The 23,583-nt window shown below is 60.3% G+C and carries 20 protein-coding genes and 1 tRNA gene; 10 read left to right on the forward strand and 11 right to left on the reverse strand.

The genetic code is table 11. The features are described 5' to 3' along the window. The first annotated feature begins 34 nt into the window (after positions 1–34). Positions 35–109: transfer RNA gene (locus ACTHND_RS01565), tRNA-Val, on the forward strand. Positions 110–175: 66 nt separating this feature from the next. Here the strand turns inward: ACTHND_RS01565 and aqpZ are convergent. The 5 genes from aqpZ to ACTHND_RS01590 all read right to left on the reverse strand — a co-directional run bounded on the left by aqpZ (position 176) and on the right by ACTHND_RS01590 (position 5,311). Then, positions 176–868: an aquaporin Z gene (aqpZ, locus tag ACTHND_RS01570; protein ID WP_440175511.1), complete on the reverse strand. Its 693-nt coding sequence runs from the start codon at positions 866–868 to the stop codon at positions 176–178. Positions 869–1,017: 149 nt separating this feature from the next. Next, on the reverse strand, positions 1,018–1,941 hold the full coding sequence (locus ACTHND_RS01575; protein WP_440175512.1) for an SEL1-like repeat protein: 924 nt from the start codon (positions 1,939–1,941) through the stop codon (positions 1,018–1,020). Between the two features lie 112 nt (positions 1,942–2,053). Further along, positions 2,054–3,226: a patatin-like phospholipase family protein gene (locus ACTHND_RS01580; RefSeq protein WP_440175513.1), complete on the reverse strand. Its 1,173-nt coding sequence runs from the start codon at positions 3,224–3,226 to the stop codon at positions 2,054–2,056. Positions 3,227–3,292: 66 nt separating this feature from the next. Continuing rightward, entirely contained in the window at positions 3,293–4,315 is a 1,023-nt protein-coding gene (locus ACTHND_RS01585; RefSeq protein ID WP_440175514.1) for a glycoside hydrolase family 43 protein, read from the reverse strand. A gap of 105 nt (positions 4,316–4,420) precedes the next feature. Then, positions 4,421–5,311: an SIMPL domain-containing protein gene (locus tag ACTHND_RS01590; protein WP_440175515.1), complete on the reverse strand. Its 891-nt coding sequence runs from the start codon at positions 5,309–5,311 to the stop codon at positions 4,421–4,423. 142 nt (positions 5,312–5,453) lie between these two features. Between ACTHND_RS01590 and ACTHND_RS01595 the strand changes: the two genes are divergently transcribed. Then, positions 5,454–6,323 (forward strand): tetratricopeptide repeat protein, encoded by an 870-nt coding sequence (locus ACTHND_RS01595; RefSeq protein ID WP_440175516.1) that lies wholly within the window; start codon positions 5,454–5,456, stop codon positions 6,321–6,323. A 202-nt stretch (positions 6,324–6,525) separates the two neighbouring features. Here the strand turns inward: ACTHND_RS01595 and ACTHND_RS01600 are convergent, their stop codons facing one another. Further along, entirely contained in the window at positions 6,526–9,903 is a 3,378-nt protein-coding gene (locus ACTHND_RS01600) for a DUF2126 domain-containing protein (protein WP_440175517.1), read from the reverse strand. A 167-nt stretch (positions 9,904–10,070) separates the two neighbouring features. Between ACTHND_RS01600 and ACTHND_RS01605 the strand changes: the two genes are divergently transcribed. The 6 genes from ACTHND_RS01605 (at position 10,071) to ACTHND_RS01630 (ending at position 17,553) form a co-directional block, all read left to right on the forward strand. Further along, the gene (locus tag ACTHND_RS01605; RefSeq protein WP_440175518.1) at positions 10,071–11,963 is read left to right on the forward strand and encodes a class II glutamine amidotransferase; all 1,893 of its coding nucleotides are present in this window, start codon (positions 10,071–10,073) and stop codon (positions 11,961–11,963) included. A 120-nt stretch (positions 11,964–12,083) separates the two neighbouring features. Continuing rightward, on the forward strand, positions 12,084–13,529 hold the full coding sequence (locus tag ACTHND_RS01610; RefSeq protein WP_440175519.1) for a circularly permuted type 2 ATP-grasp protein: 1,446 nt from the start codon (positions 12,084–12,086) through the stop codon (positions 13,527–13,529). Between the two features lie 196 nt (positions 13,530–13,725). Next, positions 13,726–14,661: an alpha-E domain-containing protein gene (locus tag ACTHND_RS01615; RefSeq protein ID WP_440175520.1), complete on the forward strand. Its 936-nt coding sequence runs from the start codon at positions 13,726–13,728 to the stop codon at positions 14,659–14,661. 34 nt (positions 14,662–14,695) lie between these two features. Then, on the forward strand, positions 14,696–15,682 hold the full coding sequence (locus ACTHND_RS01620; RefSeq protein ID WP_440175521.1) for a hypothetical protein: 987 nt from the start codon (positions 14,696–14,698) through the stop codon (positions 15,680–15,682). A 69-nt stretch (positions 15,683–15,751) separates the two neighbouring features. Continuing rightward, on the forward strand, positions 15,752–15,970 hold the full coding sequence (locus tag ACTHND_RS01625) for an alpha-E domain-containing protein (RefSeq protein ID WP_440175522.1): 219 nt from the start codon (positions 15,752–15,754) through the stop codon (positions 15,968–15,970). 335 nt (positions 15,971–16,305) lie between these two features. Beyond that, positions 16,306–17,553, forward strand: coding sequence for an ROK family protein (locus tag ACTHND_RS01630; protein WP_440175523.1), 1,248 nt, complete (start codon positions 16,306–16,308; stop codon positions 17,551–17,553). 91 nt (positions 17,554–17,644) lie between these two features. Here ACTHND_RS01630 and ACTHND_RS01635 read toward each other — a convergent pair whose 3' ends face one another. The 5 genes from ACTHND_RS01635 to ruvC all read right to left on the reverse strand — a co-directional run bounded on the left by ACTHND_RS01635 (position 17,645) and on the right by ruvC (position 21,129). Continuing rightward, complete coding sequence (locus ACTHND_RS01635) at positions 17,645–18,295, reverse strand: NrsF family protein (protein WP_440175524.1); 651 nt, start codon at positions 18,293–18,295, stop codon at positions 17,645–17,647. After that, positions 18,288–18,830: a sigma-70 family RNA polymerase sigma factor gene (locus ACTHND_RS01640; protein WP_440175525.1), complete on the reverse strand. Its 543-nt coding sequence runs from the start codon at positions 18,828–18,830 to the stop codon at positions 18,288–18,290. Before ACTHND_RS01640 ends, ACTHND_RS01635 begins: the two co-directional genes overlap by 8 nt. Before the next feature lie 39 nt (positions 18,831–18,869). After that, positions 18,870–19,904 (reverse strand): Holliday junction branch migration DNA helicase RuvB, encoded by a 1,035-nt coding sequence (gene ruvB / locus ACTHND_RS01645; protein ID WP_440175526.1) that lies wholly within the window; start codon positions 19,902–19,904, stop codon positions 18,870–18,872. Between the two features lie 107 nt (positions 19,905–20,011). Next, entirely contained in the window at positions 20,012–20,623 is a 612-nt protein-coding gene (gene ruvA, locus ACTHND_RS01650) for a Holliday junction branch migration protein RuvA (protein ID WP_440175527.1), read from the reverse strand. Then, positions 20,620–21,129, reverse strand: coding sequence for a crossover junction endodeoxyribonuclease RuvC (ruvC, locus tag ACTHND_RS01655; RefSeq protein WP_440175528.1), 510 nt, complete (start codon positions 21,127–21,129; stop codon positions 20,620–20,622). Before ruvC ends, ruvA begins: the two co-directional genes overlap by 4 nt. Positions 21,130–21,313: 184 nt before the next feature. On the opposite strand from ruvC, the gene ACTHND_RS01660 reads away from it, so the two are divergent. Next, complete coding sequence (locus ACTHND_RS01660) at positions 21,314–23,080, forward strand: hypothetical protein (protein ID WP_440175529.1); 1,767 nt, start codon at positions 21,314–21,316, stop codon at positions 23,078–23,080. Positions 23,081–23,141: 61 nt separating this feature from the next. Beyond that, positions 23,142–23,492, forward strand: a complete 351-nt coding sequence (locus ACTHND_RS01665) for a DMT family protein (RefSeq protein ID WP_440175530.1) — start codon at positions 23,142–23,144, stop codon at positions 23,490–23,492. The last annotated feature ends 91 nt before the right edge of the window (positions 23,493–23,583 follow it).

Here is a 23,583-nt window from a genome sequence, read left to right on the forward strand (position 1 = left end):
AGGGCTTGGCTATACACCCGGTCTCTTCGGGAATGGGCGCTTAGCTCAGCGGGAGAGCACTACCTTGACATGGTAGGGGTCACAGGTTCAATCCCTGTAGCGCCCACCATTCCCGAAACGAAAAAGCGCCGGACCCGCCAAGGGCCGGCGCTTTTTGTTTTACCATTTCGTGTCTTCAAGCCTTACCTTCCAGTAGGCCGAAGCGGAACAAAATACCGGCCACCGCCGCGCCGATCAGTGGCGCCACAATAAACAGCCACAATTGCGAAAGCGCCTGACCACCAACGAACAGTGCTGGCCCCAAGCTGCGCGCCGGATTAACCGACACACCGGTGATACGAATACCGACGATATGAATGACCGTAAGTGTCAGGCCGATGGCCAGTCCGGCAAAACCGACCGGCGCCAGCTTGTGGGTCGAGCCCAGGATGACGACCAGGAAGATAAAGGTCGCCACCACCTCAAATGTAAAGGCCGCGCCGACGCCATAACCGCCCTGATACCCCTCGCCCCAGCCGTTTTGCCCGAGGCCGCTGACGGCGACATCATAGCCACCCAGCCTGCCGGAGAGGATGGCGTATAGTACCGCCGCGCCAAGAATGGCGCCGACGCATTGTGAAATCACATAGACCAACAGATCTTTGACGGTCATGCGCCCGGCGATGAAAGCACCCAGCGACACCGCCGGATTGACATGACAGCCGGACACCGGCCCGATGCCATAGGCCATGGCAACGATGGCCAGGCCAAAGGCGAAGGCGATCCCCAGCGGCAACATGCCCGCCTGGTCACCGGCGAAGACCGCCGAACCGCAACCGAAGAATACCAGTACGAATGTGCCGATCAGTTCGGCGAATGCCTTTTTCATGAGGAAGCTCCCTGCATCGGCGGATGACGCACGACAGGGGCGAGTTCAACCTGCCGAGTCCACCAGATAACACCGCACGCCCGCATAAGGATGTACGCTGTTTCCGCAAGTCAGGAAAGCGGCAATTGCGGATATCGGATAACCGCCGTTTACTGCGCGGAGGCGTAGGTATCGGCCAAGGCCGAGGCCTGGCGCATATCGGCTTCGTTCAGCAGGTGGCTGCCGTCTATGGTCTTCATCAGGTTCTGCCCGTCGGGATCGCCGTCACCGGCCGCCAGCAGCGCCCAGGCATAGGCTTTCACCCTGTCCTGCGGCACGATTTCGCCGACATAGTAGAGACCGGCCATGCGGCTTTGCGCCAGGGGAAAGCCCTGTTTCGCCGAGGCTTCCACCAGGCCCAGCCCTTTGGCCGTATCCTTGTCGACGCCATGCCCGGTCAGGTACATGTTGCCGAGATTGTAGCGCGCCGGTGCATTGCCCTGGTCGGCGGCCTTCTGATACCAGTCACGCGCCGAAGCGAGGTCCTGAAGCACGCCCTGCCCCGCCTCGAACATGGTAGCGACATTGAACTGGGCGATATCATAGCCCTGCCGCGCCGCCTTCAGATACCAGTCGAAGGCGGTCTTCAGGTCGGCCTCGACCCCCAGGCCGTTATCATAGGCGACACCGAGATTATACTGCGCCCCGACATAGCCCTGCTCAGCCGCGATGCGCGTCCAGTGGATGGCTTCCTTGTAATCGACCGGCGTGACGTCATAGCCCTTGGCATACATCAGGCCCAGTTCGGTCTGGGCTTCCGGATTGCCGGCATTGGCCGCCTTCCTGTACCAGTCGAACGCCTTGGCATAGTCCTGACCTATGCCATTGCCGGTGAAATAATCATCGGCCAGTTGCACCTGGGCGTTCACGTCCCCGGCCTGCGCCTGAATTTGAAGGGTGGCGATATCGGCGGTTTCGGCCTTGAGGTTCTGATCGACCACGGCTTGCGGCGGCAGGACGCCGGAGGTCTGCGCCAGCACCGGCGTAGAGAAGACCATCAGGGCCGCAAGGCCGATAAAGGAATGAGGTTTCATGACGTATCTCGCCGTTCGATATGGCGATTATATGGATGGTCAGGCCAAATTCTGCCAGTATGGAGCGAGCAACATTATCGCATTGCAACACTATTGCCACGCACCTGCGGCATCATGGCCACAGTTTGACGCGCTTTCTGTGCGATTCTGGCCGGATATAGTCATAAATCGCCAGGCCGGCATCCGGATCGCTGAAGGTCCGCCAGCTTGTTTCGGCCACGGCTATGCCGGCGTCATGACGGCCGTCATGCCAGTGCTCCTCCAGTGAGGCGCGCCAGAATTCGTAGTCCTTGGACTGGATCTCGCGGCGGTTGGCCCGGTTGATGATATGGACCAGACTGACCCGGCCGCTGTAGAGATCGGTCGGTTCGTCGCTGCCGCACAGGCTTTCCAGCACGTCCGCCGGCACATATTTCGCCAGTTCGCGCACCGCCTGGCGCAGGCGGTATTTCTCCAGGAAAGCGTCGGTATTGAGGCGCGTCCGGCTGGAATAGGTGATGTCCTTCATCCGCTCCTGCACCTCGTCCATGGTGGCCGGTTCCGGCCCTTCGGCGCTGAAGAGGTCGATCTGGAAGATCAGCGTATCCTTCGCCACCCCGGCATCGAGCACATAGGACAGCGGCGTGTTGGAGACCAGGCCGCCATCCCAGTAGGCTTCGCCATCGATATGCACGGCCGGAAAGCCTGGCGGCAGGGCGGCACTGGCCATGACATGTTCCGGGCCGATGCGGCGATCGCGGTTGTCGAAATAGACAAAATTACCCGTCTTGATATGGACCGCGCCCAGGCTCAGGCGCATAGGCCCGGCATTGATGCGGTCGAAATCGACATGGCGCTCCAGGCTTTCGCGCAGAGGCGCCGTGTCATAAAAGCTGGTCGCTTCCGGCGTGCCCGGCTTGTTGAACCAGGGCGGCAGAAACCATGGCCGGTAGAAATTCTGCACGCCGGCCATCAGGCCCAGGAATCCGCTCATCTGGCGGAAGGTGAAATCGCTGATATCGTGCGTACGGGCCAGGTTTTCACCCGGCATGACGGTGGCGATATCCTTCCAGAACTGCCGCAGGTGGGAAATGCGGTGTTCCGGCGCGTTGCCGGCGATGATGGCGGCATTGACGGCACCGATCGAGATACCGGCCACCCACTCAGGCTCTACACCGTTTTCATGCAGCACTTCATAGGCGCCGGCCTGGTAAGCTCCAAGCGCGCCGCCGCCCTGCAGGACCAGGACGGTCTGGTCATAGGCGGCGGTCAGGCGCTCGGCTTGCGCGGTCTGCTCGAAAGACATGATGGCCCCGCTTTCATCTGAAACCGAGTCCTATATTGCGCCGCAATATGTCTATTTCAAGATCGCTTATTCCGGTGCCGGCAAAGCCACGCCCTCCTTCACCGGCGCGCCGAAAACCGGTTTGCCATCGGCGCCGAAGGTAAAGGGCTGGATATGCGGTGCGCGCGCCGGCGTACACTTCATGTCCGGACCGGAATTGGCGTGATAGATGATCCAGTTCGTCCGGCCATCCGGCGAGGTGAAGAAGCCGTTATGGCCCGTGGCATAGACACTGCTTTCGACCGACTTGGCCAGAACCGGCTTAGGCGATTTTGTCCAGGCCCCGGCATCCAGCGGATTGCTGCCAGCCGGTGCGCTGAGGAGGCCCAGCGCATAGTCATCCGACCAGCAGGCGCTGGCCGAATAGGTCAGGAACAGGTCACCGTTCGGCCCCTTGAGAAATTCCGGGCCCTCCAGAATCTGCCGTCCGCCCTGGCGCTCCCAGGGCAGGCCTGGATGCGCCAGAGTCGTCTCTGCGCTATCGAGCGTCCACGGATTGGCCATGTGGGCGATATTGAGCACACTGTCCGGCCCGACATAGGGCGAATAGACGAAATAGCGCTGGCCGTTATATTCAAAAGTGGTGCCGTCTATGCCGGTATGGGCGGTATTGATTTGCCCCTTATCGATCCATGCGCCGGTGGTCGGGTCGGCGGACGCATTTTCCAGCACGAAGACACCGCGATGGGCGTCATCGTCATGACCGGCGGCCGCGGCGCTGTAATATATGTACCATTTGTCGTTGATGCGATGCAGTTCCGGCGCCCAGATCGATTGCGCGTTCGGACCGGTCCTGGGGGGCGTCCAGACGATAGTTTCCGGCGCATGAGCCAGATCGGCTAGGTTTTTCGTCTTCCAGATGGCCAGGCGATTGCCCAGGGTGTGCATGTAATAATAGGTATCGCCGTCACGCGTCACCCAGGGATCGGGGCCGGAAGGCAGAAGCGGATTGGTGTAAGTCGCCGGCGGCGCCGACTCAGCCAGAAAAGGTGCCCCCGCCAGAACAAGGGCCAGGACGGAAAGGCCGGCAATGGCAGGTAAACGGATCATGGTTCGGCTCCCAAATTATTATAATATTTATCATATAATATTGAAGCGCGGAACGAGGCAACAGAAAAATCCCGGCCACGTCTTGCGAGGCCGGGATGTCGAGGATCAGTTCAAGCCGTAGACCACGCAGGCTTTCGCCTCCAGCCGTTGCAGCGGCGGCGTCTGGATAAACGGATTTTGCAAAGCCTTGGCTTCGAGATATTCGGCGGAGCCAGCTTCATAATTTGCCATAGCCAACGGCGCCGGCGGTGGGGGAGGTGCCGTCATGCGCGCCTGAATAACTGGTGGCGCATAATTTGCCTCAGTGTCATCGCTATAATTATCTGCACCTCGCGCCAGGATATCCGTCTCACACGCCCGGCCGGTGGGGTCGATCACCTTGATGCCGCCCAGCTTACCGCCTGCTGCCACCGCCGATTGCAGGGCACGCGTATGGGCGTCCTTCACCGCCTCGGTATAGAGCCAGGTATTGGTCTCATTATCCGGCTGGAGATTGAAATTGATCGGGGTCGATGAGGTCGGCGCCGCCGCCAGCACCAGGGCATAGGCCCGTTCCAGCAGGGCGGTATCGCGCACCTCGACCGAAAGATTCAGAGACACCTGATACTTTTCGATCTTGTCGCCGCGCTGATCCTCGATGCGGTTGCCGTTCTTGTCGCGGTACTGCTCATAAAGCGCGCGCATGAAGAAACTGGTGCTGATCCGCACCTTGTCCTTGCCGAGCTTGTCGAGCGCCTGATTGAGGCCCTTCGTCTGGGCAATGGCCAGGTTCTGCGCCTTTTCGGCCGTATCGGCCACAGTCAGGAAGGTGGCGGAAAAACTGGCGCGATTGGCGGGGATTTCGGTAAAGACATAACCCGTCTGGGTGATGACACTTTCCTTCATCCACCACGGCGCGCGGTCATAGGGCGAAGCCTGCGGCACCACCGCCTGGGCAGAAGCAGTACCCGCCAGGGCCAGGCCCGCCACAACGGTCATAAGTAAGATTTTACGCATATCACCCTCCCAAATATGTCAATCCCGACACTAAACCGTCGCCTTGCGGCAAAACTGAGACCGCCGGTCGCTTAGGGCTTTCTTATATTAGCCTGACGTCAAATCCATCGAAATTTACCGCACGGCGTGTCTAGCCTGCCGCATGTCCGATCCCTTCAGCCACGGTCTGTTTGACGGTATCAATCCGACGCTTTTCTACGCCGGATTGGTGCTTGTGCTGGTCGTGACCCTTGGGCTGGCGATCCGCGACCTGTGGCTTGAACGGCTGCAATTTTCCCGCAAACCCACGCCTTACCTGCTGGCGTGGCGCAAGGCGCGCAAAGGCAACGCCAAGGCGTGCCTCGATTGCGCCGACATGCTCGAAAAAGGCACGGGCGGCGCCTGGCACGATCCCGGACGGGCGCGTCAGTTCCTGCATCGGGCCCTCGATATTTACCGCCGCGACGCGTGCAACGACAACGGCTATGCCTGGCTCAAGATGGCGGAAATCCATAACCGTCATCACAAGGGCCACGGCTTCGCTGATCTGGCCGACCGCGCCTATAACAAGGCATGGAAGCTGCATGTCCGGCAGGCAGAGGAAGGCAATATCGACGCCCTGTTCTATGCCGGCTACCAGTATCGCTACGGCATGGGTATCCCGGCTGATCTCGACCGGGCGGCAGACTATTTCGAAGCCGCGGCGCAAGGCGGTCATGCCGGCGCCATGAAACACCTGGGCGATCTCTATCTGCTGGGCTTCAAGGGCAAACCGGAACCGGTCAGGGCCGCGCAGCTTTACCGTCAGGCGGCGCTGAAAGGCGATACCGAAGCGCTGGAGCGCGTCGGCGACAGCTATTTCGGCAGTGCGGGCGAAACCCACAGCCGCGAGAACGCCTATTTCTGGTACTCCCAGGCCGTGCGCAAGGGCCGCGACACCGCCCGCGACAAGCTGCGCCGGGTCTCGGAAAACTGGTCGCCCAAACACCTGCGCGAGGTACAGGCGCGGCTGCAAACCTGGGAACCGGCTTAAACGCAGGCCCAGGCTTCAGGAAGGAATCCACAGATTACACAGATTTTTCTGTGCCTTGTGGATAAATTTCCGGTGCGAAGCACCATCATTCTGCTGGCAATACCCCGCCCGGACAACCAGCCAATAAAGCTCTGAAAAATCTGTGTAATCTGCGTAATCTGTGGATCACCTTTAAAGCTGCCCACCCCCTGACAAATCGGGGCTAGGGTTTCCACCTCAGATCAAGCGTATGCGGATAGTCCGGATTAATGACCAGCGGCGGGATTTTTACCTTGCCGGCCGTATGGGTCGGGGCCTCGAAGCGCGACAGGCGGCGGCCCTCCGCTTCATTCTCGTTCAGCGGCAGGGTATCGTAATTGCGCCCGCCGGGGTGCATGACATGGTATTTGCAGCCGCCGAGTGACCGTTGCAAACGCGCATCCAGCACGTCGAACTTCAGCGGTGTATTAACCGGCAGATTAGGATGCAGGCTCGACCACGGATTCCATGCTTTATAACGGATGCCCGCCACCTGGATATTGCCGTCTCGCGTGGCCGAAAGCGGCAGGCGCAGGCCATTGCAGGTGACGACATGTTGCGAGGAGACCGCGCCCTTAAGCCGGATTTCCATGCGCTCAACTGAAGAGTCCACCCCGCGCGAGGTGCCGCCACCGCTCTGCTCTTCACCCATCACCGGCCAGGGTTCGAGGGCATTTTTCAACTCCAGGGTCACATCGCCGATCTGCACGGTGCCGACCGTAGGAAAACGAAAATCGAAGAACGGAATGAACCAGTCCGGCGAGAAATTGAAACCGCTGCCGTGTAAGTACCCCAGCACCTCCATCATGTCTTCATGGACATAGTGGCCCAGCATGAAACGATCATGCAGTTGCGTGCCCCAGCGCACCAGCGGCGCGGTGTAGGGCTTTTGCCAGAAGGCGGCGACCAAAGCCCGGATCAACAGGGCCTGGATCAGGTTCATCTGCGGATGCGGCGACATCTCGAAGCCGCGCATCTCTAACAACCCCAGACGGCCGCGGTCGCTGTCCGGCGAATAAAGCTTGTCGATGCAGAACTCGGCGCGGTGGGTATTGCCGGTCAGGTCGACCAGCAGGTTACGCAGCAGGCGATCGACCAGCCAGGGCGATACATCGCCACTAATCGGAATAGATTTGAGCGCGATTTCCAGTTCGTAGAGGCTCTCGTGGCGCGCCTCGTCTATGCGCGGCGCCTGCGAGGTCGGCCCGATATAGAGGCCGGAGAACAGATAGCTGAGCGAGGGATGGTTCTGCCAGAAGCGTATCATCGAGGCCAGTACGTCCGGCCGACGCAGGAACGGCGAGTCTTCCGGCTTTGAAGCGCCCATGACGATATGGTTGCCACCGCCGGTGCCGACGCGCTTGCCGTCGATCATGAACTTGTCGGCGACGAGGCGCGATTGTGTCGCTTCTTCGTAGACCGTGGTGATGATCGATTTCAGCTCCGGCCACGATTTCGCCGGCTGGATATTGACCTCGATCACGCCGGGATCGGGCGTGACCGACATCGACTCCAAGCGATGATCGCGCGGCGGCGAATAGCCTTCGATCACCACCGGGGTTTTCAGCCATGACGCCACGGCCTCAATGGCGTGGGTCAGGTCGAGGTAATGCTCGATATAGGAAAGCGGCGGCAGGAAGAGGAACAGAGTGCCGTTGCGCACCTCGGCGCAGATGGCCGATCGGATCAGGCCGTTAACTCCCTCCTCCCCTGTAGCGAAGCGTGCGGGGGAGGTGGCGCGCGAAGTCGCGCCGGAGGGGGCCTCTTTGTGCGACACGCCCCCTCCACCACTTCGTGGTCCCCCTCCCCCGCTTTGCAGGGGAGGAGAAGAAAGAACGGCTTCATAGGCATCCACCGCCTTTTGAGCATCAGCCAGTGCTTCCGTCTCGGCAAAGGGCGAACGTGGCGGAAACAGATGTTCATCCACCAGAGCCTGATCGACAAACGGCAGCGCCCCCAAAGGCAGGCGCAGGCCCACGGGGGAATCACCCGGAATAAGCATCATCTTCTCAGTGCGGAACTTCCAGGCATTGCTCATCCAGCCATTGCTCTTGGCTGAAAAGGCCAACGGCAGGACATAGCCCGTGGGCTTGCCGACATTCTCATCCAGTTTCGCTTGCAGACGCTTGCGCTCAGCGGCTTCAAACACATCCGCCTTGAGCATTTCGCCTTCCAGAGGGATACGCTGCTCTTTCCACAGCAGATAGGGAATATCCTCATAGGCAGGCAGCACATAATCCGCGCCGACGCCCAGGGCACTGGCCAGATGGCGCAGGAATGCGCCCGCCAGGTCGGCTTTCGCATCACCCTTCACTTCCGGATCGGCCAATAATGACTGATCCAGCCAGATCGGCTGACCATCCTGACACCAGTACATGTTCATCGCCCAGCGCGGCAGGATTTCGCCCGGATACCATTTGCCCTGCGCGTGCTGCGCCAGGGCGCCATTGGCGAAGCGGGCGGACAGCCGCTGGAACAGATCGTAGCCCAGCTTCTTCTTGGTGTCGGACAGCGCCGAGAAGTGCCACTCATCGCCTAAGCGATCGTCGAGCGACACAAAGGTCGGTTCGCCGCCCATGGTCAGGCGCACATCCTGCGCCACAAGCTTTTCATCAACCTTATCGCCCAGCGCGTCGATATCGACCCATTCGGCTTCTGAATAGGGCCGTGTCACGCGACGGCTCTCATAGATGCGCGTCACGCTCATCTCGTGCGCGAAGGTCGATTCCGCCTGTTCGTGCGCGCCACTGATTGGCGCCGCCGAGGTCGGGTTCGGGGCGCAGCACAGCGGGATATGCCCCTCGCCGGTGAACATGCCGGAGGTGGCGTCAAGCCCGATCCAGCCGGCACCCGGCAGATAGACCTCATACCAGGCGTGCAGGTCGGTCACGTCTTCCGAAACACCCGACGGCCCATCGAGCGACTCCACATCCGCCTTGAGCTGGATCGAATAGCCGGAGACAAACCGCGTCGCCAACCCCTTGTGACGCAGCACCTGGCAGGCCAGCCAAGCCATGTCACGGCAGGAGCCCTGCAGGAGATTGAGCGTCTCGGTCGGCGTCTGCACGCCGGCCTCCATACGCAGGGTGTAGTTCAGGTCGGCATTGAGCTTCTGGTTGAATGAGACCAGAAAATCGACCGTGCCCATCGGTTCATCGGAAATCGATGCCACATAGTCCATCAGCACCGGATCGCGGTCCTTGATCTCCAGATAGGGCGCCAGTTCGTCCTTCAGCGCGTCATCATATGTGAAAGGGAATTTCGTCGCCGAATCCTCAAGGAAGAAATCGAACGGATTGAAGACCTTGATCTCCAGCACGAGATCGACCGTCACCTTGAAGCTTGAGGTCTTTTCCGGAAAGACGATGCGCGCCAGCCAGTTACCGAAAGGATCCTGCTGCCAGTTGATGAAGTGGTTGGCCGGCTCGACCTTCAGCGCATATGACTGGACATGCGCCCGTGTATGCGGTGCCGGGCGGAGACGGATGACCTGGGGCCCCAGACTGATCGGACGATCATAGCGATAATCCGAAACATGATGCAGCGCAGCCAGAATACTCATCGAATCCTTCCGGTGATGCCGTAACAACCCGGTTACGGAATCGCAAAAAAAGTGTCATCTACAAGTCTTTAGGGACTAGACAGCCGCAAATTAAAAAAGTCTAGTTGCAATGCAACAATACGTGAAAAAGACGCTTTTTCACTGGGGCAGCATGGGAAGCAATTTCTTTGAGCGCGATTTCGAGTGACATCCTGGCTTTCAGTTTCGACGGTTTGAGTTCGCCGGCGATCGACCTCAAGTTCCGCAAGGCGGGCGTGAAGGGCGAGCACACACTGGGCTGGGGCCTGACCTGGTATCCGGGAGATACCAAGGCCGCCATCGTGGCGAAGGATCCGTCGGCACGCGATACCAAGTCCCTGCATGGCGCTATGCACGACTGGGACAGCTTCCGCTCCACCGTCTTCTTCTGCAAGGTGCGCGGCGCCGCTTCCGGCTACACCCATCTGGAGACTCAGCCTTTTTCGCGCAGCTTTGCCGGCCAGGACTGGGTGTTCATGCACAATGGCGATCTCGACAAGACCGCCATGCAGAAACTGCATTTCAACAAGTCGATCTTCCTCGAACCCATGGGCCGCACGGATTCGGAACTGGCCTTCTGCTTCCTGCTCGGCAAGGTGCAGGACTATGGCGCCCGGACGCTTGCCGATGTCGATCATCAGGTGCTGCTGAGCTGGTTCCTGCAGCTGGACGATATGGGCAGCGCCGACATGGTGATCTCCGACGGCACCAGTGTGGCCGCCTTCTACGGCTCCCAGTCGGAAAGTCATCTGTATTACGGCCGCCTGACACCGCCGCATGGCGAGCGCGGTTATCATTCGGACTCGGCCTCCTTCGCGCTCAATAATCCACGCGATACCTTCCGCACCGGCCTGGTCTTCTGCTCCTCGCCTTTCCGCGAAGGCGAATGGAAGCCGATGCAGAAGGGACAACTGATCATCGCCCGCCGCGGCGCCCTGGTCTGGACCAATAAGAAGGACAGCAAGACGCAACCGGCACAGCAGCCGGTGCATGAACAGGAAGGCCACCTGCAGGGCGCGCGCACGATCCAGCCCAACCTGTTCGCCGACCAGCAGGCCCAGGCGCAGCAGCTCTCCATCCTGCAATCGCTGCAGCAGATGAAGTCGGTGCAGCACAACATCCTCAATGCGCGCTCCCTGACCCATGCGCCGGATGGCTCGCCCCTCACCTACCGGCTTTATGACGTCATCCATTCGACCGAATATACCTACGAGCAGGAGGTCGAGCACTCGACCCACAGCTTCCGCCTGATGCCGATGGAGGACGCGCTCCAGGAGGTGGTCAATTCCACCCTCAGCATCTCCGCCGAGGGCGAGGATATGCGTTTCGAGGATGTCTTCGGCAACCAGACCATCCATTACAGCATCATCAAGCCGTACAAGAAGTTGACCATTTCCTGCCGTTCGCTGGTCAAGATCTATGGCCGCGCTGCGGACGACCTGTCGCCTGAAAAGCGCCAGCACTTCATTCCGCTGTCGCTGATGCCGTGGCAGCAGGTGATGATGGAGCCCTATCTGCGCTCGCCCGAACTGCCGGAAACCCAGATTTCCGAACTGCTGGTCTATGCCATGAGCTTCGCAGAGCGTAACGGTCGCCACCTGATGGATACGCTTAACGATATCAACCAGACCATCTACCGCGACTTCCGTTATGTGCCGGGCTCGACCTCGCTGAAGACGACGCCGTTCGATGTCTATGCCTCGCGCGAAGGCGTCTGCCAGGATTTCGCCAACCTGTTCATCTGCCTGGCGCGCCTGCTCGGTATTCCGGCCCGCTACCGGGTCGGCTACGTCTTCACCGGCGCCGACTACGAAAACAAGATGCAGTCCGACGCCAGCCACGCCTGGGTGGAAATCTATATCCCCTATCTCGGCTGGCGCGGCTTCGACCCTACTAACGGCATATTGGTGACGCAGGATCATATCCGCGTCGCCTGCGGCCGAAACTACCTGGATGCCACCCCCACGGCGGGCACGATCTACCGAGGTGGTGGTAAGGAAACCCTGCGGGTCCAGGTCACGATGAATGAGGTTTTTGGATAAGCGCTTTCCCAAAAGTGTGACGCACTTTTGGGATTAAAAAGCGCGACAAGGCAAAGAGTAAGCACCCTGCCTCATGCCCGCGTATCTGGTCCTGAGGCGATTATATTACCGGATTAGAACGTGGCGCTGGAAACCTATAAGACCGATGGCTTCTATGACGAGCTTTTTGCCGATAACGGCGTGGCCCATCCGGGCGCCCGCCCGCTGGTGGCGCAACTGGACACGCTCAGTCGCGCCGAACTGAAACGGCGGCAGAAACTAGCCGAGGATATCCTTTATCAGTCCGGCAACACCTTCAATGTCTATGGCGACAAGAAGGGCACCGAGAAGATTCTGCCCTTCGACATCATCCCGCGCATGGTTTCCGGCGCCGACTGGGCGAAGCTGGAACGCGGCATCGCCCAGCGCATCACGGCGTTGAATCTGTTCATCCAGGATATATACAACGATCAGAAGATCCTGAAGGACAAGGTCATCCCGGCCGAACTGATCTTCTCATCGGCCTGCTATCTCAAGCCCTGCGAGGGCCTGAAGCCGCCCAAAGGCGTCTGGACGCATATTTCCGGCACGGACTTCGTGCGCGATGGCGACGGCGAGTTCTATGTGCTGGAAGACAATCTGCGCTGCCCGTCAGGCATTTCTTATGTGCTGGAAAACCGCGCCGTGCTGAAGCGCATCCTGCCGGCAGCTTTCCATACTCTGAAAATCCGGCCGGTGTCGGATTACGGCGATCATCTCTACAAGACGCTGAAGCATATCGCGCCGCACGGGAAGGATGATCCCAACATCATCGTGCTGACGCCCGGCATATATAACTCGGCCTATTTCGAGCACGCCTACCTGGCGCAGCAGATGGGCGTGCCGCTGGCGCAGGGCTCCGATCTCGTGGTCGAGGACGATATCGTCTACATGCGCACCACCGAAGGCCTGAAACAGGTCGATGTCATCTATCGCCGCATCGATGACGAGTTCATTGACCCGCAGATTTTCCGCAAAGAATCGCTGCTCGGTGTGCCCGGCATCATGAATGCGTACCGCAAGGGCAATGTGGCGCTCGCCAATGCACCTGGCACTGGCATTGCCGACGACAAGGCGATCTATGCCTATGTGCCGAAGATCATCAAATACTATCTCGGCGAAGAAGCGATCTCGCACAATGTGCCAACCTATATCTGCGAAGACGACAAGGAACGCGCATACGTGCTGGCCAATCTCGACAAGCTGGTGGTCAAGGCGGTCAATCTCTCCGGCGGCTACGGCATGTTGATCGGCCCCAAATCTACCAGGGCCGAGCAGAAGGAATTCGCCGCCCTGATCAAGGCCAAACCGCGCGACTATATCGCCCAGCCGACCCTGTCGCTTTCCCGTGCCCCCACCTTGATCGGTAACAGCATCGAAGGCCGACACGTCGATTTCCGCCCCTATTCGCTATATGGCGAAGAGATATTTACCCTGCCCGGCGGCCTGACCCGCGTGGCCCTCAAGAAAGGCTCTCTGGTGGTCAATTCCAGCCAGGGTGGCGGCTCGAAAGATACGTGGGTGCTGGAAGAGGAGGCTGGACAATGAGAACAGTGTCCAACTTCGCCCTCCCCATTCATGGGGTTTGGCGTAAGCGAAAGTATAGCTTTCGCCAGCCATGGGGACCATCGCTTGCGATGGTGGGCGGGGCTTCCTTCCGCGGAACAGCCCCTTCCGTCACGCGCTTCGCGCGCGCCACCTCCCCCATGAATGGGGGAGGCGAAATTGCCCGGAGCCTTCTGCCATGCTGAGCCGTGTCGCCAACTCCATCTACTGGATGGCCCGCTATCTCGAACGCGCCGATTGCGTCGCCCGCTTCATCGACGTCAACACGCACCTGATGCTGGACCTCGCCCTCGATCAAAACACGGCGCAGTGGTATCCGCTAATCGCCACCTCCGGCGATGACGAGGACTTCAACCAGCGCTACAGCCAGGCCGACGAACGGGCAGTGGTCAGGTTCATGACCTTCGACCAGAAGAACCCCAACTCCATATTGCAATCCATCTTCCGCGCCCGTGAAAACGCCCGCACGGTACGAGAGGTCATTCCGGTTGAGATGTGGGAAAAGATCAACGAAATCTATCACCTGACCCAGAGCCAGAGCCGCAAGCGCTCAGTGGCCGATCTTCAGGACTATTACCGCGAAATCCGCCAGTCGGGACACCTGTTTACCGGCCTGATGCACAACACCATGAGCCGCGAACAGGGCTGGCAATTCGCCCACATGGGCCAGATGCTGGAACGCGCCGACAAGACGGCCCGCCTGCTCGATGTGAAGTACTTCCTGCTGCTGCCGCATAACGATGTGTGGAAGGACAGTGCCTATGATGCCGTCCAGTGGGGCGCGGTGCTGAAATCGGTCAATGCGCTGGAAATGTACCGCCAACAGTTCCACACCATCAACTATAGGGACGTCACCCAGTTCCTGCTGTTCTCGAAAGCCTTCCCGCGCTCGGTGCAGTTCTGCCTGGAAAACGCCGAGGCGGCGCTGAAGACGCTGACGAACGGGAACGGTGACAGCAAGGCGGCCCGTGAAATGGCGACCCTGTGTCGGACGATCCACACCTCCGACACCAGCCATATTATCTCCGCCGGCCTGCACGAGTTCATCGATATCTTCCAGGCCAATCTCAATCTGGTCGACGAAGCGATCTATGAGAGCTATTTCAAGGTCTAAATGAATGTGTTACTCCCGTAATGGGGGGAATCTCATGCGCATCATCTGTATCGGCCTGCTGGCTGTTTTTTCCGCTTCGTCTGCCAGCGCGGCAGATATTACGCCACACACGCTTATGGTCCGTCTGCCTGATGGCGCCAAATGGCAACAGGATTTTGTCACGCATCGGAATGGCGCCGATATCTTGCCGGATGCGCCCTTGCCGGTTACCCTGAACCTCAAGGCGTCTTTCAGTTACGCGCTGAAGGTGCGGGATGGCGGCTTCAGTATATCACGCCGGACTCTAAGCTATAACGAAATTACCCCACTCGATACTACCTTTGCAGACCTGGCGAAAATCCGTCACGACCAGGCCGTGATCACGAACGATCTCGACTACGGAACCGACACCCGCCTAAAACCGCAGACCCTGGATAATTGGACAGACATCCAGAGCCGTTCACGCGCACTGACGGTCGCCACCTTGGGCGAAGACATGGCCGTCATAGGTGATGAGGAAGAGGCCGCAAACCCCGACCCCAAGCATACACCACAGTACCTGCTAGCGGAAACCCTGATGCCCGAATACCTGATGGCCGAACTTTATCTCCATCCGCATGTAATCGGGTCTGCGTCCACCCGCCGCGATATCATTATGTCGTCGCTGACTGGCGAAGCCTTCTCCGCCGATATCACCGTCACTTTAGATGCTTGGGATGAAGCCACCGACCGCGCAAAATACAGAATGTCGATCACGCCCGTCGCGGAGGCGAAGGCCGATGCCATCAAGCATTATCTGGCCGATTTGTTATATCCACTGCATACGATGACTGAGGGCGAGCCGGAGCAAATTCAGGCCAGGGTTGTCGAAATTGCCGCGCAAAGCACTTATGACGACCACCTGATTTGCAACTTTTCCGCCAGCATAGGCAACGGCTTCGTAACCCTGGGTGAATGTCGTGAGGAAATGCACCTCACCACGCCGCTGAACAACGAAAACGTCGACGTGACATTCAGTCTTACCCAGTCGTTGCTGCCGTGATCAGCACCGCGCGGCTTTAAAATAGTACTTACATTTTCGCTAGACAAGCCCTGTAGATGTATATGGGGCATGGCTTTGCCTGAGAATACTGAGGCGGCGCTGAGGCCCCGGACTAACAGGAACGGAGACATCAAGGCGGCCCTTGAAATGGCGACCCTGTGCCAGACAATCCACAATTCCGACACCAGCCATATTATCTCCGCCGGCCTGCACGAGTTCATCGATATCTTCCAGGCCAATCTCAACCTGGTCGACGAAGCGATTTATGAGTCCTATTTCAAGGATTAGCCGTTTTGCCGGCCGCGCGTCCTGACGTGACCAAGGCGTATGTGAAAAGATCACCGCCATAATTTGACGAGCGAAAAGGACCGCTCCACCGAGCCTCTGGCGTTCAGTGAATCCTTCGTGCCCTGACAGAAACCGCAACGTCCGGGCACAAGATTGATCTTACAATTTCAAACGATAAGCCTTATAGACTAAAAGTGAATCAGAACGCCTGCCGGTTGAGCAAATGACCGCGGGGGCGACTAAATCAAGCGTCGGTCAAGGCGCGATAAAAACAAGCCCTTAGCGGAATATCAGCGCGGGGAAGACGCTAATACTTACCCCCGGAGGGGTTGCTTATGGGTGCGGATCAAAGGGGCGGGGATGAACAGGTGGGCAAGGGCCGGCCGGAGCCCAGGGGACACGCGCTCGGCGATTCACTTTCCGGCACCAATTTAGAGCGCGCCGGCGATCACAATCAGCGGGTCACCCTTCAGGCCATACGCGCTGCCGGGGGGCCGATCACCCGCGCCGATATCACCGAACTGACCGGCCTCACCGCGCCTGCCATCGCCAATATCACCAAGCGCCTGCTCAATGACGGCATGATCCTGAAAGCCGGTCGCCAGTTGGGCGGGCGCGGCCAGCCGGCCACCAAGCTGGTGGTCAATCCGGATGGCGCCTTCTCCATCGGCCTCAATATCGACCGCGACCATATTGCCATCGTAGCACTCGATTTCGTCGGCAATGTGCGCGCCCGCGTCTGCCGTGAAGTTCACTTCGCCATGCCCGATGAGGTCGTCGCCTTCTTCAAGACCGAGGTCGACAGGATCGTGGCCGACAAGGCCATCGATATGTCCCGCCTGATCGGAATTGGCATCGGCATACCTGACGATCTCGGCCGCGTGCCCGTGGCCAATCGCCCCGACGCCTACCACATCTGGTCGGAAATCGATGTCGCTGCCCTGTTCGCCGAAGTACTCCCGGTGCCGGTCTATGTCGAGAATGACGCCGCCGCCGCGTCTATCGGTGAAATGCAGTTCGGCCATGGCCTCAGGCATCGCAGCTTCATTTACACCATTATCAGCGCCGGTCTCGGCGGCGGACTGGTGATAGACGGACACTATTATCGCGGCGCCGATGGACGTTCGGGCGAGATCGGTTTCCTGCCCGTGACCGATGAAAACGGCCAGCCGCAAACCCTGGAAGACATGGTCTCGCTCTATTCGCTTTACGATTACCTGCGCAAGGCCGGCATCAACGCCTCCACGCCCGAAGACCTGGAATCTTTAGGCGCCTCCGCGCAGGCCCGCGTGGACGCCTGGCTCGACCGCGCCGCCGACAAGCTGTTCGAGCCCTTCCTGGTCATGAGCTGCGCCATCAATCCGGAAGCCCATTTTATCGGCGGCCGCCTGCCCGCGGCCTATATCGAACAGCTTTGCATCCGCCTGAACCGTAAATTCGCCGCCTTTAAGGGCCGCATCAAAACCCTGCCGCCGGTGATGCGTGCCGATCTGGCCGTCGATGCGGCCGCCCGTGGTGCTGGCATTCTGCCGTTCAACGACCGCTTCCTGCCGATCCGCGAAGCTCTGATGAAGACGGGCTGACATGGGAAGATTACTGATGTCAATACTCCTGACGTTTGTGGGGGTAACCTGCATCTTCATAGCTATTCTGGCATGGCTATATGCCCAGTAACTACCAGCGCAGCAGTTTCCCCCCCAGCAGGGCCGCAATCCCGGTAAGGATCGCCACGGCCATACCGTAGACCAGCAGCAGATAGACCGGCGCATCTCCCTGGCAATGCAGGGCATAAGCCGCCGCCATCAGCGAGGCCGTCGCCAGACCGCTCAAGGCACCGAGGCTCACAGGATGCGAGGTCGCCGAGCGCCGGAGCCACAGGCGCCACAACACGATCAGCCCCGCCATGCCCCCGCACAGGATGGTCATGTAGCAGATCAATACGCCATCACTTAGATTGGCCATGGTGCTGTCCCAGCCATCGCGCTGAAACTCAAACAGCAGGGCGCCAAACACGATCGCGCCGATGATCAGCACCGGAAGCAGGTAGCGCAGTTTCGGCCGTCCTTCCGGACGGACCAGGCCGGACGCCCCCAGAAGGGCGCTGATACCGAGCGCCAGGAACATCAGGGGTTTGACGACCGGCATATGGCTGCGCGGCCACTCGCCGTCCATCAGCGCCACCAGTTCCGGGCGCGGCCCGTACAGGAACCAGATGTAAAGCACGGCTATCACCAGACCGGCCAGAACCCCAAGCCACAGAGGCCGGCTGCGCAACGGCTTTACCGGCTTCAGGCCATCGGTCAGGCTGTCAATAAGGTCACTCATTGACGCCTCCCTTTATACCCACGAGCGATTGCAGCTTTTTCAGCCCGCGATGGACGGTGACCTTGACCGCCGAAGCGCTCTTGCCGGTCTGCCCCGCCACCTCCTCGACGCTCAGGCCATCCAGCTTGTGCAGCTTGATGATCCGCGCCTGGTCCTTCGGCAACTGCGCCAGCAGAACCGCCACGTCGCGCGCCGCCAGGTCGGGCTGCATCCCGTCTTCCAGGCCCAGTTCCTCGTTCAGTTCGACATGGACATGACGGCCGCTCTTGCGGACAAAGTCGATCAGTTTGTGACGCGCCACCGCCGAGATCCACGGCAGGAAAGGCGATCCGGGATCGTAGGTATGGCGTTTCTCATGCAAACTTAAAAGCGTCATCTGTACTAAATCTTCACCATCGCTGCCCATCAGGCGCCGCCGGAAATAGGCCACCAGCCAGGGTCTCAGGGCTTCCAGCAGCACGCGATATGCCGCGGCATCACCGGCCTGCGCCCGGCGCATCAAAGCCTGCCATTCACTGATATTATACGAGGCCATGCGCGTTAAGGTTACGTTCCGCGGTTGAGGTGCTTGTTATTAACCGTCGAACAGGTCCGGCGCAATGGGGGGTGAGGCCGGCGGCGTCAGCCCCAGGTGCAGGTAGGCACGTGCGCAGGCCGTCCGTCCGCGCTGGGTGCGCTGGATAAAGCCCTGCTGGAGCAGATAGGGCTCGATCATGTCCTCCACCGCATCTCGCGCCTCGGCAATGGCGGCTGACAGCGTTTCCAGCCCCACCGGCCCGCCGCCATAGTTTTCAATCAGCGCCTTAAGATAGCGGCGGTCGGAATGGTCGAGCCCCACAGGATCGACCTCCAGCCGTGCCAGCGCCTTGGACGCCGCCTTTTTATCGATGATCTCCGCCCCTTCGGCATGGGCGAAATCGCGCACCCGCCGCAGCAGACGCCCGGCCACGCGCGGCGTGCCGCGCGAGCGCGAGGCGATCTCCAGCGCACCGTCTTCGGATAGCGGCGCGCCCATCTTGCGTCCGGCGCCCATGACCACGCGCACCAGTTCTTCCGGCGTGTAGAATTCCAGGCGCAGCGGAATGCCGAAGCGGTCGCGCAAGGGGGTGGAGAGCAGGCCGGCCCGCGTCGTCGCGCCCACCAGGGTAAAGGGCGCCAGGTCGATACGCACCGTGCGCGCCGCCGGCCCGTCACCGATGATCAGGTCGAGCACATAGTCTTCCATCGCCGGATAGAGGATTTCCTCGACCGCCGGATTAAGCCGGTGGATTTCGTCAATAAACAGGACATCGTTCGGCTCCAGATTGGACAGGATGGCCGCCAGATCCCCTGCCTTGGCCAGCACCGGCCCGGAGGTCGCACGGAAACCAACCCCCAGTTCCCGCGCCACAATCTGCGCCAGAGTGGTCTTTCCCAGGCCCGGTGGCCCGTAAAACAACACATGATCGAGCGCTTCCTTACGCTGCGCCGCCGCAGCCACGAAAACCTTTAGATTGGCCTTCAGCGGCGCCTGGCCGACGAAATCGTCAAAGGTCTGCGGCCGCAGGGCGCGGTCCTGCGCGCGCTCTTCGTAATCGTTGTCGGATTCGCCGGAGATTAATCTAGCCATCTTAATATCTCACGCCAGATGCGCTTCGCGCATCGCTCCGATGGGGCGCGCCATCAGGCGCGGCGCCCGGTCGGGCGCTTGAAATATCCTGCAGACGATTACTCACCCTACTCATTTCCCCAAGCCTTCAAGGCGGCGCGGATCACGGCCGGCAGTTCGGCATCAGCACCGAGTTGCACCAAAGCTGTTTCCACCGCCAGCCGCGCGTTCTGTTCGGAGACGCCCAGCCCCATCAGTCCCGCCACCGCCTCGCCATTGACGGTGGCTTTAACCGTTACACCTGCCGGTGCCTGAATGACCGGACCGAATTCGGCATTGGTCAGCACCTTGCCCTTCAGCTCGATAACTATACGCTGTGCCAGCTTCGGCCCCACGCCGGAGGCGCGCGCCACGGCCGTCTTGTCCTCGTGTGCCACCGCCTGGACCAGTTGCGGCGGGGTCAGCACATCGAGCACGGCCAGGGCCGCCTTCGGCCCCACGCCCTGCACGCTTTGCAAGGCTTCGAACGCCTTGCGCTCATCCTTGTTGAGGAAACCATATAGCCGCGTGCCGTCCTCGCGCGTCTGGCTGTCGATATGCACGATCACCTCCGTGCCGATCTCCGGCAGGGCGGCGATCGTCCGCACGCCGCAGCGCACGATATAGCCGACGCCGGCGCATTCGATCAGCGCCTCCTCGTCGGTGGTTTCCAGCAGCAGACCGCGCAGACGACCGATCACGCGAGCATCCTCTTCAGATTATTCACCTTGCGCTTGTGCGCGTGAGTAATGGCGCAGGCCAGGGCATCGGCCGCATCCGCTTTCATGGTCGCGTCCGCCTTGGGCAGCAGGCGCTTTACCATGAAAAGCACCTGGTCCTTGTCGGCCTTGCCGGCCCCCACCACCGATTTCTTGATGTCGAGCGCGGCATATTCCGCCACCGGCATCCCGGCCTTTGCCGGGGCCAGCATGGCGGCGGCACGGGCATGGCCCAGTTTCAGGGTCGATGACGGGTTCATATTGACGAAGGTTTCCTCGATGGCGGCTTCGTCCGGCGTCCATTCGGCAATGACCGCCCCCAGCCCCTCAAACAGGTGCAGCAGGCGCACCGACAGGTCAAGACCGGTCGGCGGCTCTATGACGCCATGCGCCACCCACGAGAGCCGCGCGCCCTCGACATCGATCAGCCCCCAGCCGAGACGTCTCAGTCCCGGATCAAGCCCCAATATGCGCACAACGTTCTTCATATGTTCGCTTGTATCCGCAACGACTGACTCGTGCAAGCCCGCCGAAGCTCTATGGCCAGAAAGTTGCAAGACTGCCGCGAAAGGCCGCTTAATTCGCCTTTTGGCACAGGTTTTGGAATTTACCTTTGCCATAAAGCCAAAGCTGGGGTTAATGTTTTATGAAGATAAGCGTTGCGGGGGCCGTATGAGCAGTTCGAATCCGACAATGGGTGCCGTAAGCGGGACGCGCCGGAGCAGTCCGGCGGGTTTTTTCGTGCTGATCGCGCTGGCTGTCGCCCTGGCGGCTTTCGCGCTTTACAAGGGCCAGGCGCCCGTGCGCACCCCCTTCCCGGAAGACTGGATCATCTGGGCGCGCGGCACCGCCACCTGGGCCGGTGCCCTGGCCGTTGGCGTGGTCGTGCTGCTGATCGGCGTCATCGGCCTGGTGATCAACCTTTTCAGTGCGGCCCGTCCGGCGCGCAAGACGCACCCTAAGGCCATGCCGGCCGAAATCGAACTGGCCGCCGCACCCGCCGTCGATCTCCAGACTGCCACGCGTGCCAGTGAAGGCCGGAATAGTGAGAGCCGGGGCAATCTGCGCTTCAATGCGCAGAATGTGGCCACCCTTGGCCTGTCCGGGGATCATCTGGAAACCGTTGCCGCTGCACCGTCCCTGGAGGTCCAGTCGCTCGAACCGGCCATTTTCAGCGATCACGGCGCCTTTTCCGATAACGCCTCCGACAGCTTCATGACGCGGATGCCGGAAGCGCCTGTCGAAGCAGCCATCGAAGCCCCTACCCAAACCCCACTCCAGCCCCCACTCCAGCCCCCCGGCGAAGTCCCTGCCTTTGACGCCACAGCCGCCCTTTCCGAGACGCACGGCCTGCACATTCATACGCCCACGGCCGAAATCGTGCCGATCCGCCCGGATATAGTCTTGCCGGTCGAAGCCGAACATGATCCGCTGGCAGCCGCCCTGCTGGCCGAAACGCCGGATGTCGTTACCCATGCCCCGCAAGGCGATATCAACGCCGTGATCAGTTCGGCCATGCGGTTCGCGCCGCAAAGCGAACCGCAACCGGAAGCGATGATTCATCCCGTCGAGGCCGTGGCCGAAACCATTGCCGCGCCCGCTGCCGAAATCGTCCCCGATGTCGTGCCGGCGCCCACGCCCGAACCACTGCCCGTGCAACTTGATGACGAAGCCGAAATCCGCCAGGCGGCTCGTACCGCATTGTCTGTCTGGCCCGATTCCACGCGCGCCATTGCCGCTGATGAACTGAGCGCGCGGATATCGCACCTCTATTACGACAAGTCACCCGCCAGCCAGAAAGCCTTCCAACTCATCGCATCCGGTGACCTGTCCGCCGCCGCCGCCGCCCTCGCCGCCCAGGCGGATGCCTTGGCCGAGGCCGGTAATCATGCCGCCGCCGCCGAACTGTGGCGCGTCTCCGGCGCCCTGCATATGGGCCGTGACGACAGCAAGGCCATGGCCGCATACGAGCATGTCTCGGAACTCGATCCGAACGACGCCAACATTCATCTCTATCTGGCGCGCCGCTACCAGATGGCCGGCGATATTGCCCGCCAGCCCGCTGTCATCGCCCGTGCGCTTGGCGTCATCAGCGATCCGGCTATCCGCGCCGAACTGCTGGCGCCCTATGCCGATCTCAAGCTCAAGGCCGGCGACGCCAAAGCCGCCGGTGATGCCTTCGAGGAACTGAGCCGCCTGCATGAAACCGAAGCCTATCTGCGTCCGGATGATGTCGGTGTCCGCTCCACCCTGGCCATCACGGTGGCTCGCCTGGCCCAGGCGCGCGAAATGCAGGGTGCCTTTGAAGAAGCCGGTCCGCTGTATCGCAAGGCCCACAAGGTTTTTGCCGACCTCTCGGCCCTGAAACCGGAACATCCCGGCCTGCGCGCCATGGCGGATAACGCCCTGCGAGATGCCCAGCGCTTCAATATTGCCTGATCCCTATTGACACTTTGCACGTCAGCTAAGAAGCAGGACGCTTCACCGTCCGGAGTTTGCCGTGCTCAAAATTTCTCCCCCCTTCGCCACCATTGGCCTGCTTATCTGCTCCAATCTGTTCATGACCCTGGCCTGGTACGGCCACCTCAAGTTCAAGATGGAAAAACTGTGGGTGGTCATTCTGGTAAGCTGGGGCATCGCCTTTTTCGAATACTGCTTCCAGGTGCCGGCCAACCGGATCGGCTACGGCACCTTTTCCGCGGCACAGCTCAAGACCATCCAGGAAGTCATCACCCTGACGGTCTTCGTCATCTTCTCGGCCGTCTATCTCGGAGAACCGTTAAAATGGCAGACGGCGGTGGGCTTCACCCTGATCGCCTGCGGCGCGGGGTTCGTCTTCTACAAGCCGTGATTTCACCTCACGCCTGAATTGTGTGACAATCTGAAAACTTCATGATAACGCTGTCATCAATACAACCGCGCGCACAGTTCGCGGCCAGAAA

The sequence above is a fragment of the Asticcacaulis sp. genome (assembly GCF_051954415.1).
Taxonomy (GTDB): Bacteria; Pseudomonadota; Alphaproteobacteria; order Caulobacterales; family Caulobacteraceae; genus Asticcacaulis.

What these genes read in the sequence shown, in the direction of transcription:
- aqpZ (WP_440175511.1), bottom strand. Translation starts at nt 868, where the DNA reads ATGAAAAAGGCATTCGCCGAACTGATCGGCACATTCGTACTGGTATTC.
- ACTHND_RS01630 (WP_440175523.1), top strand. Translation starts at nt 16,306, where the DNA reads ATGGGTGCGGATCAAAGGGGCGGGGATGAACAGGTGGGCAAGGGCCGG.
- ruvB (WP_440175526.1), bottom strand. Translation starts at nt 19,904, where the DNA reads ATGGCTAGATTAATCTCCGGCGAATCCGACAACGATTACGAAGAGCGC.
- ruvC (WP_440175528.1), bottom strand. Translation starts at nt 21,129, where the DNA reads ATGAAGAACGTTGTGCGCATATTGGGGCTTGATCCGGGACTGAGACGT.
- ACTHND_RS01640 (WP_440175525.1), bottom strand. Translation starts at nt 18,830, where the DNA reads ATGGCCTCGTATAATATCAGTGAATGGCAGGCTTTGATGCGCCGGGCG.
- ACTHND_RS01590 (WP_440175515.1), bottom strand. Translation starts at nt 5,311, where the DNA reads ATGCGTAAAATCTTACTTATGACCGTTGTGGCGGGCCTGGCCCTGGCG.
- ACTHND_RS01615 (WP_440175520.1), top strand. Translation starts at nt 13,726, where the DNA reads ATGCTGAGCCGTGTCGCCAACTCCATCTACTGGATGGCCCGCTATCTC.
- ACTHND_RS01585 (WP_440175514.1), bottom strand. Translation starts at nt 4,315, where the DNA reads ATGATCCGTTTACCTGCCATTGCCGGCCTTTCCGTCCTGGCCCTTGTT.
- ACTHND_RS01595 (WP_440175516.1), top strand. Translation starts at nt 5,454, where the DNA reads ATGTCCGATCCCTTCAGCCACGGTCTGTTTGACGGTATCAATCCGACG.
- ACTHND_RS01575 (WP_440175512.1), bottom strand. Translation starts at nt 1,941, where the DNA reads ATGAAACCTCATTCCTTTATCGGCCTTGCGGCCCTGATGGTCTTCTCT.
- ACTHND_RS01635 (WP_440175524.1), bottom strand. Translation starts at nt 18,295, where the DNA reads ATGAGTGACCTTATTGACAGCCTGACCGATGGCCTGAAGCCGGTAAAG.
- ACTHND_RS01625 (WP_440175522.1), top strand. Translation starts at nt 15,752, where the DNA reads ATGGCTTTGCCTGAGAATACTGAGGCGGCGCTGAGGCCCCGGACTAAC.
- ACTHND_RS01620 (WP_440175521.1), top strand. Translation starts at nt 14,696, where the DNA reads ATGCGCATCATCTGTATCGGCCTGCTGGCTGTTTTTTCCGCTTCGTCT.
- ACTHND_RS01660 (WP_440175529.1), top strand. Translation starts at nt 21,314, where the DNA reads ATGAGCAGTTCGAATCCGACAATGGGTGCCGTAAGCGGGACGCGCCGG.
- ACTHND_RS01580 (WP_440175513.1), bottom strand. Translation starts at nt 3,226, where the DNA reads ATGTCTTTCGAGCAGACCGCGCAAGCCGAGCGCCTGACCGCCGCCTAT.
- ACTHND_RS01600 (WP_440175517.1), bottom strand. Translation starts at nt 9,903, where the DNA reads ATGAGTATTCTGGCTGCGCTGCATCATGTTTCGGATTATCGCTATGAT.